Raw genomic sequence first — 15,700 nt, 5'->3', positions numbered from 1 at the left:
TAGTGGCTCACTTTTAAGTTAACATATACAAACGTCTTGAAGTTCAAAAACTGAACACTAATAAGACTGATTTTAGTAATACTAATAAAGACACGAAGCATCCTCATTGCAAAAAATGTATCTAATAGAATTGTAAGTTTAAAATATCGATGAATCGAAGAATGATTCAATTGCTTTACGAGAATTTATAGGAGGAAATTATTTAATGGCTAACAATATGATAAGAATGAAAAAGAGACAAGCTTAATCAGAGTTAGTGAGAGGGCGAAGGATATAGTTCGACGTTCTGCTTTCGAAAAGAAGATTACAATTAAAGAATATGTGGAGCGATTGATTTTTAAAGCTGAGAAAGAAACTCAAAATACTAAAGATAAAGAAATCGAAATGGATGATCAATATACCGACTTAACTAAAACAAAAATTCGATTTGAAGGTCATATATACATCGTAGAATAATCTTACTTCTTGTTTGGCAAGCAACGGGTTTGTACACCTAATTGTACACCTAATTGTACACCAACCCCCAAAACTCTGTTTTGGCTTGTCAGGAATTTTTCCTGAAACCGAATTGTCACTACACTTGATTTTTTAAAAATAAATGTAAGGTTCTAATTCAAATAATAAACTAAAGGAGAAGATTTTATGAAACGAACGGAAAGTATTCAAGTAAGATTATCAGAAGGTGGAAGTTTAAATCTCCGAGTTTCACCAGAAGAAAAAGTAATGATAAGACACAAAGCAGAAGCAGAGAATATGACAATGAGTGCCCTTGTTCGAAGAAGTCTCGAAAAAGTTGATAATCCCATTACTGTTAATTTGGATAAATCCGATCTTCGAGATTTAGTAATATAGGCTAGACGGATTGATTCAACTGTCAGAACATTTTTAAAAAATATGGATTTCAATGATCCTGATTCAATTAAAGTAAAAAAAGAAATTGAACAAAACCTTATAGAAAATGAAGAAGCTGTTTTAGTAGAAGTTGAAAAGGTTGAAAATTTAGTTTCAGAAATAGATAATTTAAGTACAGAAGAAGCAGCAAGAATTGCTAGAAGAATAAAAGATGAAAAGCTAGAGAGTATAAATGAAATTGATCAACTGCTCTAAACATGATAAATAGAACTTTAAAAAATAGGATATATATAATGTTAAAATCTAGTACTTTCTACAATCTAGAAATCTTCAAAAATACTATTCTGTTTTGTCGAAAAAATTGTGATTTTCTATTTTTTAAAAAACATTTTTAAACATGGGAAGTAGATTTTTTTGTTATATATGTATCTGTTTTGCTTTATAACATGGCTCAGTGAAATAGATTTTCACAAGAGCCTCAATAGCGAAAGCTATTGGGTTATTCTCTTTTATACGTTAATGCTTAAAGAATGCTATAATTAATTTAATTGTATTTATAAAGAAGGGAGAAAATAAATGATTACTTGGGATCATTTTAACGTGAATAATAACCATAAAACAAGCTCATTTGAGAGTTTAAGCAGACTGTTGTTCAAAGAAAACTATTGTGTAGAAGGTACTATTTTGCGATCTAATCCAAACCATAAAGGAATTGAAGTTGACCCAGTTACTGGAAAAGATGGATTAAAAATAAGTTTTCAGGCTAAATATTTTTCAAAAGGAATAGACTATTCTCAAATTAAAAAAAGTTTTAAAATCATTAGAGATAATTACGAAGGTAAACTGGATAGAGTATATCTTTTCAGTAATGAAGATGTAAGTACTAATAATTCAAGTTATTTAGAGTGCGTTAAGATTTTAGAAGAAGCATCTATAGAGTGTATTGCAATAACCAACACAGAATTGCTAGAGCAAGCAGCGACATCAAAACATGCTAGCGCATTATTCTTTAATCAACATAAGTTCGATATTGAATGGTTTCAACAACAAGTACAATTGAATTTGAATTCGCTATCGTATCGCTTTAATAAGAAATTTAATGCAACTACTGATACTGAAAAATCCGTTGGCTTATTTTGTCAAAGTGAATTATCCGACGAATTATTGCCTACTCGTGTGTCAAATTATCTGAAGGAAATCAAATCCTATTATAAACAAAGTGGACGAGAATTATTAGATAACATTGCAGAAGACATTCTTAAGTCAGATGAGATAGAGAATACAAATGATTATTACAAACTAAATGAATATATTAAAAATAAATATGCAGATGCTTTTCTAAAACTTGGAAATTCTTTAAATGAACTAAATGATAAAATTTATTCTGCAGATCTTGAAAACGATGAAAGGGATAAATTGCTTTCTAAAAGGCAGGACTTAAAAAAAATAAAGAGCTTACTAGATAATTTATTGCTTTCAAATTTTGAAGAGAAACTAATAGATAATAAAATTCTATTGTTAAAAGGGAAAGCGGGAGTTGGAAAATCACATACTTTCGCCATCTCCGCTAATAATTTAGTTTATGAAAACAGGCCAACAATTTTACTACCAGGGTATTCATTCATAAAAAATAATCCTGTTAAGAATCAATTAATCGACCTACTTAATATACCTAATATAGATATAAATAACTTGTTAGATAGTTTAGATGCTCTTGGAAATTTAATAAATAAACCGATTGTTGTTTTTATTGATGGAATAAATGAAACTAATGACAACATTATTTGGAAGAATACTATTGAAGAAATCTCTCAAATTTTAGACAATTATAATTATGTAAAATTTGCTTTTTCATTTAGAAATGGATTTGAAGAGAAATTAATATCAGATTATACAGATGAATTAATATCAAAAGAAAAAATATCTGTACTTAACCATGAAGGACTTGATAGATTTGATTATGAACAGATAAATATTTTTCTAGACTATTACAATATAACCTTCTCGCCAACATTGTATTTTAATGAACAGATGTCAAATCCTTTATTTTTAACATTATTTTGTGAAAACTTTGAAGGATATGATATGGACATTCAAGAGATATTTAATAAAACGCTAGAAAAAATTGATCAATCATCTAGAGAAGAGATTGAATTTGATGAAGACTTTAATTTATTAAAAGAATTTCTTACTCAATTTGTATCTAAAATGCTAGCAGGAAATGGATGGACTGTTTCTAAAGAAAAAACTTTTTCGATACCATTTTGGGAAAACAACGGATTAGTATTTAAAAAGCATGATTATATTGGCTCGCTAGTAAGAAATGGATTAATAAATAATTTTGAAAATTCCGACGAAATATACTACACATTCTCTTATAACTTGGTACGAGATTATTTACTTGGAAGTGAAATATTCAAAAAGAGCACTAACTTAGATGAACTTGAATATAATATTTTAGATGTATTAATTGATGATGATAATCTTAACTATTCCATGGTAGATCCCTTATTGTTTACTTCAGAAATGGGATATGAAAGTTACGGAAGAGAGATAATTATACCTGTATTAGATTTTATTTACGAAGAAGATATACATTTGGCTAACAATTTAGCAGATCGTTTCATAGAATCTTTTACTATCAGAAAAAATATAAATACGAGTGTTGAAATATTAAGGAAGATACTTAATAACTACGAAGTTTCAATCGATACTTTCTATAATATGCTTATTGATAACAGTATTAGGCTAAAAAATTCAACAAATGCATATCTTTTAGATAGCCATCTTTCTCAAATGTCTATGGTTACTAGAGACTCACAATGGACAAATTTTATAAATGGAATAAGTAGTGATTCTAGACTAGGTCAGATTATTTCTTCTTTTGAGTCTGCGAAAGTTAATACACACTCTCTAAAAAATGAGCAAATTAGACTAATGCTTATATTGTTTAGCTGGACTTTGACTTCTAGTAATAGAAAGTTAAGAGACCGTTGCTCAAAGGCTATGATTGTAATTCTTAAGGATAATTTTCAATTATGCTTAGACCTACTAAAAAGGTTCAAAAATACTAACGACCCATATGTAGTTCAGAGATTATATGGTGTAGTTTTTGGAGCATTAGTGCGTACGAAGGACAAAAACCATGAAACTTATAAAGAGTTAGTAAATTACGTATATAATACTATCTTTCAGGCAGATGAAGTGTATCCAGATATCTTATTAAGGGATTATGCACGATTGATTATAGAGCGGTATTTATTTGAGTATCCCGAAGATATGGACTTTTCAAGAGAAAAAATTAGACCGCCTTATAATTCTTCTGATATTCCTGAAATGGAAAGAGTGGAGTATGATTTATCTAGTGGTTACAATTCTTCTAAAGATGCAATTGTTTCTTCTATGAATACTGAGGATAGTGGTCCAGGGATTTATGGTGATTTTGGGAGATACGTGTTTGATTCAGCACTAAATCAATTTAAAAACTTCGATAACGAAAACGGCTATTTATATGCTATGGACTACATTTTTAATGTTATAGGTTTTGATGAAGAACTATTCCCACATGACAGAAATAATTATTATACTGAAAGACATGATACACGGAAAGTTGAACGCATTGGCAAAAAATATCAATGGATTGCTTTATATAATCTTTTAGCCAAGGTAGCCGACAATTATTTAGTAGAAAACGATTACGATATTTCAGAAGATTACAGCGGTCCATGGAGTCCATATGTTAGAGATTTTGATCCAACACTCAATAATAGATTTAAACCTGATAAAAGTCTAATCGAATTCAACCCTAAAGATGAGTTATATTCAAAAGAATTTTTAGACGATTTTGATCGAGAAGAAACAGATATAATAGACTGGGTAAATAAGACTTCCACACTATTTGATGATATTGAAAATGAAATTAAAATAAAAGATTCTCGAGGAAATAATTGGATAATTTTAAACCACATAAAAGAAATTGAAAAAAATGAAAATATATTACGAAAATACGATGGAAAGCGACAAGAAATTTATAACATTATCCAGGCATATTTCGTTAAAGAAGAAGATTATGAAAGCTGTTTGGAAGATATAGACACTAGGAACTTCTATGGAAGAAACTATCCTGAGGGTAGCCGTTCATATGAATTTTTTAATAGAGAATATTATTGGAGTTCTGCATTAAAAAATAATGTATTAAAAAATGAATGGTCTGCTATAGAGATTGAGACAGGAGAGTACTATGAAGAAGAAGTACGGGATTATAGTTCATCAAATTTTGAAAATCTGCTATTAGGTAAAGAAAATAATGAGGAAATAAAGTATAAGACCATAAAACGTCCATTAAAAGAAATTGGTTATTATGTCTTGCCAGCTAGTAATGAGTTTTTATATGAGTCCCAATACGATGGAACACTCGAGGAGAGTTCAATTTCATTTAAAATACCGAATTCAGAAATTATAAATATTTTAAAGTTAGAACAAATAACGATTGATGGATTTTTCTATTCAGAAGATGAGCTAGTGGCTTTTGATACAAAATTAATAGATGAAGATTATGGATTGATTATAAAAGAAAGTTATCTCTATAAATTCTTAGAAGAACAGAAATACAGAGTGTTTTGGACCTTAATTGGAGAAAAAAGCTTTAGAACACCAGATAGAATGCAAACATGGAGTCAGTGGAGTGGTTATGCGTATATTAAAGAGAAATTTGATATTGCTAGTAAAATGAGATTAGAAACTGCTGGTGAGTCAAATAAATCTAATAATAAAATCTAAAAACGTATACTACAAATCATTTCATAGTAGTTATCGCAATAACATAACTTATATCCAAAATCCACAATAAGTTTTGCTAATGAGATCTTATAGTGCTTCATCACTCACAATTACTGTGGCATTTAGGCAATGATTCACACTTGTTCTAACGGACACATTGTATGTCTACCGCTTTAGAATCTGTTCTAAATTCTCGTCACGCTAAGCTATAATGCTAAAAAAGCTTTGAAGAAAGACAATATCTTTTCAAGGTTTTTAATTTTCAGAAGATATAGATTAATAGATGTATCTAAAGTATAATAAAAGTAAGAATTTAATAAAACAGAGGTGATTCTGTGGAAGTGAAGAAGTTCTACCGTACCCAACGAGAAGTTGTATCAGTGATTAATGAAATTATTGATGAATATTGGGCGGACAAGTTAACAGATGAAGAATTAGAACAAAATATGACTATGATTTATGAAAACAACCGAGATAAGATTATAAAAAACAATGAATATACTACAATAATAAAACAATAATGTGGAAAAAATCGTTTAGCAGTTGTTTCAAAAATAACAGAAAATTGATAGTTACTACATATACGAGGAGTTTTATATATGGAAGGTAATGTTCAAAATGTAGTTGGTTACTTAAAGAAGGGAACAAAATTTGTTATCCCTGTTTATCAGCGAAACTATGACTGGACACTAGAAAATTGCCAGCGCTTAATGGAAGATTTAGTAGAGCTGAATAGTTCTGGTAAAAATACACATTTTTTTGGAAGTATTGTGATTAAACCCAATGCCCATGCTGAGGAAATTATTATAGATGGACAGCAACGCATTACAACTTTATCCTTGTTATTCTTGGCTATTGTTAAGTGGTTAGACAATAATGAGGTTAATACAATTTTAGAATCGGATCGACTAAAAGGTGATTTCTTACTTGATTATTATAAGCCCACAAATGATCAAATAAGATTACACTCTAATCCACGAGATTACGAAGCGTACACTAAATTATACGGAGACAAAAAATTTTTCGTAGAAGCATCAAACATCACTCGTAATTATAAATATATCTATTCGTTTATAGACAATATGGAGATTACTATTGATGAATTGTTTCAATCCCTTACAAAGTTACAGTTCATGATAATAAGTTTAAATTCCCCTGATGATGATCCACAGCTCATTTTTGAGAGTTTAAACTCAACAGGATTAGAGTTAACAAATGCAGACAAAATAAGAAATTATCTCTTGATGAATGAAGAATTAGACATGCAGGATCATTTGTATTTGAACTATTGGAAACCTATTGAAGAGAGAACTTCTTTTAATTTAAGTGAGTTTTTCAGAATGTATCTGACTACTAAAAATGCACAGACTCCAACCATCAAGTATATCTATGATGAGTTCAAAAAATATTATGAAAATAACTGGGAAGATAAAGAAGCTTTCTTTATAGATTTAGAAGAGTACTCATTTGCTTATCAGCAAATACTGGGCCATCCAGTTGGGGATAAAAAAATCGATAGTATCTTATTCAGATTGAATCAAATAGAAGTTACTGTCACACATCCTTTCTTGATGGCTGTTTTAAGAGATTTAAATAATGAAGAGCTCTCTACAGAAAATGTAGGAAGTATATTTGAAGTGGTGGAAAGCTATATAGCTCGGCGAATGATCGCGCAAATTCCGTCTAACGCTCTTAACAAAATATTTGCAGTGTTATATCGAGATTACCGTAAACACTCAGAAAGTACCCATGCTTCGAATTTTGAACCAATCGATATTATCAGCTACTTACTATTGACTAAAGAAAAGACTGGGTTATTTCCAACGAATGAAGATATCCGTTCAATTCTTCAGACACGTGATATGTATAATATCAATTCAAAATTTAGAACGTATTTCTTTGAATGCTTAGAAAATTATAATCACGTTGAAAATTTAAAAATTTATGAGGGTATTGACGAACAAGACTACTCAATTGAACATATAATGCCCCAGAATTTATCCGCTCAATGGGAAATTGATTTAGGGGAAGAAAGCGAACATATTCATGAGATGTATGTTCATAATCTAGGAAACTTAACTTTAACTGGATATAACCCAAAGATGAGTAATCGGTCGTTCTTTGAAAAGCAGAATATGGATAGAGGTTTTCGAGAAAGCCACTTTGTTAATTTGAATGCTATCCCAGCGAGTGTAGAGAGTTGGGGTGAAGAAGAAATTATTCAAAGAAGAGACAGTTTAATCGAGCAATCCTTAAAAATCTGGGAGTATCCGGAAACAGAATACACGCCTAAAAAAGATGTTGAAGATCTCTATGAATTTGATGGAATTAATACCTTTACTAATTACACTGCTAAAGGTTACACATTTAGAAACGAAGATTATCATACAGTAGAATCATGGATAGATTTTTATATTCAGCTAGTGACAATTATTACAAAAGAAAATCCTTCTGCAATTGGAAGGATTGCAGAATCAGAAAATAGAACTGGGCTCGACTCAGTTTTCCTGACTAAGCAAGAAAGAAAAACTGCTGAAATAATCCCAGGTATTTATGCTAAAACACATTTATCAAATCGAGATAAAATATCTATTATTAAACAACTATTTGATATTTTAGAGATTGATTATAACCAATTACAAATTGATGCAGTACCACCGAAAGAAATTGATAATTAAATGCAACAAATGTAAGTGTAGCTAAAAATTAATGAGCTAAATTTTTTGAAGGCTCAGAAAACATTTGTAGATTTCAATTGATCGAAATTAAAAACCTAACTTTGACTAGAGATTATTGAAGAAAGTAGGGAAAAGAATTGAGATATCCTAAATTTATAGATAATGATCGTAAAAGCTTGGGTGAAATACTACAACAAGTTTCACCGAATCATGACGTTTTGAACATTGCAACTGGTTATTGGGATGTTGCTGGTACAATGCAAGTAATCAATGAAATTGAAAATTATAAGAAGGTACGATTATTAATTGGTAAAGAACCTTTAACTCACAGGTTACAAAAAGAATTCAAAATTGACTTAGATAGTCCAGAAAATCTATTTCCTAATGCAGATATTAAACATGACTTGGAAGAGGACGGTAAAAGTTCAGAAATTAACCAACTAAGAGATACTGTTAGAATTATGGCACAGATGATTAAGGACGGGATATTAGAAGTAAAAGTATTTAGACAACCAAGATTACATGCAAAAGCCTATATATTTGGGGAAATTGGAAATGGAAACTCAGTTGGAATTATTGGTTCATCTAACTTTACTAAAGCAGGATTAACAAGTAATACAGAGTTAAACTATTTAGAAGATGATTATCAACGTGTAGAGTTTGTACCGACTTCTGAGAATCAAGAAAACGGGCATTTAATGTGGTTTAAAAATTTATGGGAATCAGAAGAAGCTATTCCATGGACCGGAGATTTTGAAAAAATACTTACAGAAAGTCCTTTAGGTGATAGTACATATGGTCCATATGACGTATATATAAGAACTTTAATGGAAATATTCCCTGAAGAGCTTATAGAACCAGAACCTTTTGATGATTATGTACAAGAATATCTTCACCCATTCCAAAATCAGAATGCTCTTTCTTTAAGAAGAAAGCTTATTGAAAATGGAGTAGCAATGCTCTCTGACTCGGTTGGTCTAGGTAAAACTGTCACAGCAGCTGCTATAATTGATCAGTATATTAAAGAAGAAAAAGATAATATTACTTTAATCTTACCTGCATCACTTCAAAATCAGTGGATAGAAGAATTAGAAAGTGAACCATGGAATTTAAAGATGGGCAGAGACTTCACTATTTTTACTCAAGAAAATATAAATAAATTAGAAGAGGCTACAGAAAAATCATTAACTAAAAAAGGTTACGAAGCTGGTGTCGATTTATTTATTATTGATGAGGCTCATAATTTAAGAAATACAAATAGCAAAAGATATTATGCTGTTTTAGAATATTTGCAAGCAAATCCAACTTCAGAAGTCCTGTTATTAACGGCTACACCGATTAATAACTCATTGATGGACTTTTCTTCTCAAATCCAATTAGGATCTAAAGGGGAATTATCGTCTTACAAAGTGAAGTATAAAGCTAGTCCAGAAGCTAGGTCTGAAAGATTAGACTTCTTTCAAGCTGCCAAGCAAATACAGAGTGCTGCTAATCGTGCTCAAAATAGAAATGAGAAGTTTGATTGGGAGTTTCATAAATCAACTTTAGTAAGTGGAATTCGTCATTATTTAGTTCGCTCAACTCGTCAAGGAGTTGAGAAAAGACAAGCAATGAAACACATCGAAGGTAGTGACCGTACATTCCCTGAATCACATGTAGAACAATTCTCTTATCGTTACTCAAATAGTGAAAGAGATATTATTGACAAAAATATAGAGCAGAACTTAAAAGAAGTATTTGAAAATTTTGATCCTAGAAGACTTAATTTAGAAATTATGATGGAGATTACACAAAGAACATCCCATCCATTGGATATTATTAGAAAAATTGCGAATTTCCAAAATAAGCAAGAACTGGAGTTAGGAGAGAATTTTTTTCACCTTAACTCAGATGCGCTTATAAATCCAATTCTAGTAACAAATAAACCCAAAACAACTGTAATCACAACACTGTATCGATTAATTAATCTATTAGGTTTTGTTCCGTATAAGATGGATACATACGCACATGAGTTTCATAATAAATCCATAGAAGAAGTGAATCAATTTATTGATAACACAGATGAAAAAGATCGAAGTTATCGAATGCAATTAGCTATCCATAATATGTTGCATACTACTTGGTTAAAAAGATTGGAATCTTCTACTACATCATTATTGAAATCTGTTCAGAACTATTCAGTTCGCTTATCTGCATTTGAAGAGTGGGTGAATCAAGGATATCTAATAAAACTAGCAGATATTGAAACATTAACATCAGAGTACGATGGAGACGTTGATCAAGCGAATGCTGAATTCGAAATATATAAAGAAAAATTAAGTGATGCTCTGCGTACTGGAACAGAGGATTCATTAAAAAAACAAGGTGTTGAAATTAAAGTAGGTAATGAAAGATACTATAATATGGAACAATTACAAAAAGATATCAATCGAGATAAAGCCATTATTAGTGTATTAACTGGAATATTAGAAGAATTATGCACGATCGAACATGATAGTAAATTAAAATCTTTAGCATCTAATCTTGTTCAGATAATAGACAATAAAAACTATGGAGAGAAAGTTCTTGTATTTAGTTTTTTCTCTGATACTATAGAATATTTACGAGAAGCTTTGCCTAAAATCATTAATAAAGATATTTATGATTTTGATAAAAGAGCAGCGTTTATTTCAGGTCAGACAGGAAGTACAAAAAAAGTCGCTCAATTGTTTTCTCCTAAAAGTCAGAAATACACTCTTAAAAAAGGTGAACGTGAAATTGATTTCTTGTTTGCAACTGATGTGTTATCAGAGGGGCAGAACTTACAGGATGCGGGTATTCTAGTAAATTATGATTTACATTGGAATCCTGTTCGAATGATTCAAAGAAATGGTCGTATTAACCGTTTAGGGTCGGAATTTGACGAAGTATTAATTGCAAATGCACGTCCACATGATGAATTAGAGGAATATTTAAAATTGGTCAATCGACTTGAAAATAAAATTAATGCAATTAATAGCACGATTGGAACGGATTCTAGTATTATTGGTGAAGAAATTAATCCTATTGAATTTAGTGATAAAGTGGAAGAAGCTTATGGTATTTACTCAAGGGATTCAGAAAAAGCAACACAAGCAATGAATGAGTTGGAACAAGAAGATGGTGTCATTGATTGGATAGATGATTATTCTATGGAACTTCGTGAATTCTTAGACTCCAGCGAACCTGAAGAAATTCAGAGAATTGCAAGCATTCCATCTGGAAAATGGAATTATTTACCTAAAGAGAAGGATACCAATCGAATCTATGGATTATTTAAAGGTTATGGTGCAAATGTAGCCACTGGTGAAAAAGTAGTGAATACAGTCTTTATCGAATATGAAGAAAGGGCAGCTACTAACTTCTTTGCTGCCAAACAAAGTGCACAGCCAAAGATTGTATCTGATGAAGAAATTTTAAAGTATATTAAAACGAATCCAGAAGATAATAAAAAATCTATTGATACGATAGATATAAACCGAGCAAATTACATTGAATTAGGTATTGCAGAAACAAGGACTAATTTTGCAAGTAAAAAGAATTTATTTGATATTAAACCAAGACATATACGAGCTTTAGAAAGTCTGCAAGAATATTTAACTGAGTATACTGACATACAAGGATTAATAACGAATAATATAACCAGAATAAATGAACAAAAGAAATTCAATTCGCTCGTTCGAGATGTGAATCGAGAAATGAAACAACAACAAAAATTAAACTTTTCGACAGTAAATAAAGCAAAAAGGTTATTTAAAGAGTTATTTGATAAAAAAGATCATGTGAATAACTTAGATCAAGTAGAAGGAGTATTATTTTATGCCCCAAATAAATCGAATAGATAAAATTGATTATTATGTTAGAAAATTGAGTAAAACTGAAGATAAATGGTTATCATTGGCGATTGCGGTAGATATTGCAGATGAAATAATGAAAGGAATTCTCCCAAACAAAGAGAATTGGCACGAACAATTAACTCATAATTCTCAAGAAGATGCTGTATTGCCTGACCCCTTGCCTTTAGATATTTTTAAAACACAAAAACAAGAAACATGGTTCGTGGCACATCCAGTTTTAGGATCATCAAGAGTAGCATTGAGTCATTTTAATGATGAAAAAAGTCCTTTGGAAAGTCGCTTGTTTTGGTTTTCTGAAAAAGAAACCAAGCAAAAAGTATCTGCTACTACTCAATTTATTTCTAATTGGGAAGATTCTAATTTAACTAGAAACGAAAATTATAAAGTGGCTATTGATTTCTTTTTATCATATGACACGAACACTTTAATGATGGTAGTAACAAATAGACAAAAACTAAGAGTTATGGAGTTTACTGATTCTTTAAGTAACACACAAAAACAGATATTAGCTGAAAAGTTATTTACAATTCCTAATATAGCAAAAGAATCTAAATATTCCCCTCAGGAGAGTATTCACAATTTAGTATGGGATGCCTTTCAGCTTAAAGAAGTCAATAATAAATTTTATCAAGGAGTTTCTAATCTTTATAATAACCTGGTCTATCATTTACAAAGTGAAAATGAGATTTCAGCTGCTGATTCAAAACAGTTTTCAAGTCGATTATTAGGCCGGTTACTTTTTATATGGTTCTTAAGAAAGATGGATTTAATAAATGAAGATATGGGATATTTTAACACTAATGGGATGAGTTCTACTGAGTATTATGAGTCATATTTAAAACCTTTGTTCTTCCACACATTAAACACGGACATTTCTAAGCGTAACGTGACGATTCAAGATGAAAAGACACCTTATCTAAATGGTGGACTTTTTGATATTAAAGATAATGACTTTTACAATCAAAGTATTTCATTTCCGGAAAATTATTTTGAAAGATTATATAACCATTTTAATGAGTTTAACTTCACAGTAGATGAATCAAGTGTGGATTATGAATTAGTAGCTGTTGACCCTGAAATGTTAGGACAAATATTTGAATCATTGTTAGCTTCACAGAATGAAGATGATGATATCAGTGATAGAAAGAAGACAGGATCTTTTTATACACCACGTCATATTGTTGACTATATGTGTAAAGAATCTATACGTCAATATCTATATCGAGAAATAGATAACTCAAAGTATGAAAAAGGCATTGATGATTTGATTGATATGACAGATGCAAAATTTGTTGAACGTAAAAGTTCGTCTACTTTGGATTTATGGGGCACTAATACTAAAGTTGTGGTTTCCAAGATAAAAAAAGCTTTAGATAATGTGAAAATCATTGACCCAGCTGTAGGTTCGGGTGCTTTTCCTATGGGAATGTTACAAATTATAACAAAATTATATGAGAGAATTCTACCCGTATCACAGTATGACGGATACAATGTGAAACTTGGTATAATAGAAAACAATATATATGGTGTAGATATACAACCAATGGCGACAGAAATCTCTAGACTAAGAGCATGGTTAGCTATTGTAGTAGAAGATTATTATGATCATGAAAAAATCAATCCATTACCAAATTTAGAATTTAAATTTGTAAGTGCTAATAGTTTAGTTGAGTTAGAAGCTCAAGGAGAAATTTGGGCAAATCCTGAGCTAGAAAATAAGCTATCTGAAATCAGAAAAAAATATTTCAGAGCTACTACTACGAATTCTAAAAGTAATTGGCAAAAAGAATACTATGAAAATACTTTACAGACTGAATTATTTGAAGACAAAAGAAATGCACAGCTAAAGACTTTTGATCCGTTTAATAACGTTACTTCTGCATCTTTCTTCGACAGCGATTTTATATTTGGAATTTCAGATGGATTTGATATCGTTATTGGGAACCCGCCATACTTACAAGAAGGACGAGCACCAAAGCATCATTTTAATGATATAAGTTACTATCAAGGTAAGATGGATATATGGTATAGTTTCGCTTGCTTAGGAATTGATTATTTAAAAGAAGGTGGGATATTAGCTTTCATTGCAAAAAATAATTGGCTAACTAACTTTGGTGCCAGTATTATGAGGAATAAGGTAATTAAGGAAACTAAAATAAATCAAATTATTGATTTTAATAATTTAATGGTGTTTGACTCTGCAGATATTCAAACAATGATTATGATGTTTATTAAAGAGAAATCGGAAGAGGAGTATACTTTTGACTATAGGAAAATTAAAGATGCTAATAACATCTCGAGAGACAAAACATTCTATATAGAAACTATACTTGATAATTGTAATAGTGATAATATTTTATATTTAGAACCATTAATTAATAGAAAAAAGTTAGAAAGTACAACATTAAGTTTTAGTGAGTTTGATAGTATTCTGGATAAAATTGATAATGATGCAAGATATTTGGAAAAGTCAGAGATGACTCAAGGAATAGTATTTCCTCAAGATAAACTTAACAAGAAAAACGCCAATAAATTAGGCAATGATTACGACAAAGGTGACGGGGTTTTTATGATTTCTAATGAGGAATTAAATTTTCTAAACCTCACAGAAAAAGAAACAAAATTAATTAAACCTTTTTTTACCTCAGAAGAAATTCTTTTATACCATACTGACGATAATAATAAAAATTGGGTTATATATACTGATTCTAGCTATAAAGATGAGCATAGCTTAGATAATTATCCGAATTTAAAAACACATTTAGATCAATTTCAATCAATTATAACATCATCTAATAAACCTTATGGACTACATAGGGCAAGAAATGAAAACTTTTTTAAAGGAGAAAAAATACTAGCAAAAAGAAAATCTGTAGATAGACCAAATTTTTCTTATAACAATATTGATTCATACGTATCTCAGACTTTTAATGTTATAAAAACTGATAGATTTAACATGAAATATTTAGTTTCTTTATTTAATTCTAACTTGATAAAATTTTGGCTAAACCATAGAGGTAAGTTGCAGGGGAATAATTACCAATTAGATACTGCCCCTATATTAGAAATACCTATTAAGAAATCGAATTATGAAAAGGAAATTATTATCTTGGTTGATAAGATAATAAATGTAATTTCTCAAGATGATAATAATAATATTTTTGAATTAGAAGAGAAGATCAATCGACTTATTTATAAAACCTATAATTTGACACCAGAAGAGATTAATATTATTGAAGCTGATGTTAAATCATAAAAGTTCAGAATTTTTGATGGATACTCAATTAATATTACATTTCAAGTTTTATAAAACATAGGCGTATGCGTGAAATTTGAGTACAAACCATTACCAAAACTATTACTGTATTGCTACAAAGGTTGATATTATAAGGTTCGGTTGAGCCCCCTCATCTCCACTTTGTATTTTCTATGGCTTACTAACAGCTTCTAAAGCTTGCTAGTAAGCCATTTTTGTTTTTTTACTTGTCTAACATTTGCTAGTATTTGCTAGTGATG

General features: G+C 30.1%; 8 protein-coding genes. All 8 read left to right on the top strand.

What is annotated here, in order from left to right; genetic code table 11:
• The first annotated feature begins 330 nt into the window (after positions 1 to 330).
• The 8 genes from HMPREF2811_RS11845 to HMPREF2811_RS08065 all read left to right on the top strand — a co-directional run bounded on the left by HMPREF2811_RS11845 (position 331) and on the right by HMPREF2811_RS08065 (position 15,440).
• Complete coding sequence (locus HMPREF2811_RS11845) at positions 331 to 456, top strand: hypothetical protein (RefSeq protein WP_256388712.1); 126 nt, start codon at positions 331 to 333, stop codon at positions 454 to 456.
• A 186-nt stretch (positions 457 to 642) separates the two neighbouring features.
• Positions 643 to 852, top strand: coding sequence for a plasmid mobilization protein (locus HMPREF2811_RS08095; RefSeq protein ID WP_071408893.1), 210 nt, complete (start codon positions 643 to 645; stop codon positions 850 to 852).
• A 42-nt stretch (positions 853 to 894) separates the two neighbouring features.
• The gene (locus HMPREF2811_RS08090; protein WP_071408892.1) at positions 895 to 1,107 is read left to right on the top strand and encodes a hypothetical protein; all 213 of its coding nucleotides are present in this window, start codon (positions 895 to 897) and stop codon (positions 1,105 to 1,107) included.
• 321 nt (positions 1,108 to 1,428) lie between these two features.
• The gene (locus HMPREF2811_RS08085; protein ID WP_071408891.1) at positions 1,429 to 5,631 is read left to right on the top strand and encodes an NACHT domain-containing protein; all 4,203 of its coding nucleotides are present in this window, start codon (positions 1,429 to 1,431) and stop codon (positions 5,629 to 5,631) included.
• A gap of 335 nt (positions 5,632 to 5,966) precedes the next feature.
• Positions 5,967 to 6,152 (top strand): TIGR04540 family protein, encoded by a 186-nt coding sequence (locus tag HMPREF2811_RS08080; protein ID WP_071408890.1) that lies wholly within the window; start codon positions 5,967 to 5,969, stop codon positions 6,150 to 6,152.
• A gap of 78 nt (positions 6,153 to 6,230) precedes the next feature.
• Positions 6,231 to 8,309: a DUF262 domain-containing protein gene (locus HMPREF2811_RS08075; protein WP_071408889.1), complete on the top strand. Its 2,079-nt coding sequence runs from the start codon at positions 6,231 to 6,233 to the stop codon at positions 8,307 to 8,309.
• Positions 8,310 to 8,446: 137 nt separating this feature from the next.
• On the top strand, positions 8,447 to 12,172 hold the full coding sequence (locus HMPREF2811_RS08070; RefSeq protein ID WP_071408888.1) for a helicase-related protein: 3,726 nt from the start codon (positions 8,447 to 8,449) through the stop codon (positions 12,170 to 12,172).
• Complete coding sequence (locus HMPREF2811_RS08065) at positions 12,147 to 15,440, top strand: Eco57I restriction-modification methylase domain-containing protein (protein ID WP_071408887.1); 3,294 nt, start codon at positions 12,147 to 12,149, stop codon at positions 15,438 to 15,440. The genes HMPREF2811_RS08070 and HMPREF2811_RS08065 overlap by 26 nt, the downstream gene beginning before the upstream one ends.
• The last annotated feature ends 260 nt before the right edge of the window (positions 15,441 to 15,700 follow it).

Source organism: Globicatella sp. HMSC072A10 (assembly GCF_001811625.1).
Taxonomy (GTDB): Bacteria; Bacillota; Bacilli; order Lactobacillales; family Aerococcaceae; genus Globicatella; species Globicatella sanguinis.
The sequence above is the reverse complement of the archived record's forward strand: the minus strand, read 5'-3'. Positions and strand labels throughout refer to the sequence as shown.

What these genes read in the sequence shown, in the direction of transcription:
- HMPREF2811_RS08075 (WP_071408889.1), top strand. Translation starts at nt 6,231, where the DNA reads ATGGAAGGTAATGTTCAAAATGTAGTTGGTTACTTAAAGAAGGGAACA.
- HMPREF2811_RS08085 (WP_071408891.1), top strand. Translation starts at nt 1,429, where the DNA reads ATGATTACTTGGGATCATTTTAACGTGAATAATAACCATAAAACAAGC.
- HMPREF2811_RS08090 (WP_071408892.1), top strand. Translation starts at nt 895, where the DNA reads ATGGATTTCAATGATCCTGATTCAATTAAAGTAAAAAAAGAAATTGAA.
- HMPREF2811_RS08065 (WP_071408887.1), top strand. Translation starts at nt 12,147, where the DNA reads ATGCCCCAAATAAATCGAATAGATAAAATTGATTATTATGTTAGAAAA.
- HMPREF2811_RS08095 (WP_071408893.1), top strand. Translation starts at nt 643, where the DNA reads ATGAAACGAACGGAAAGTATTCAAGTAAGATTATCAGAAGGTGGAAGT.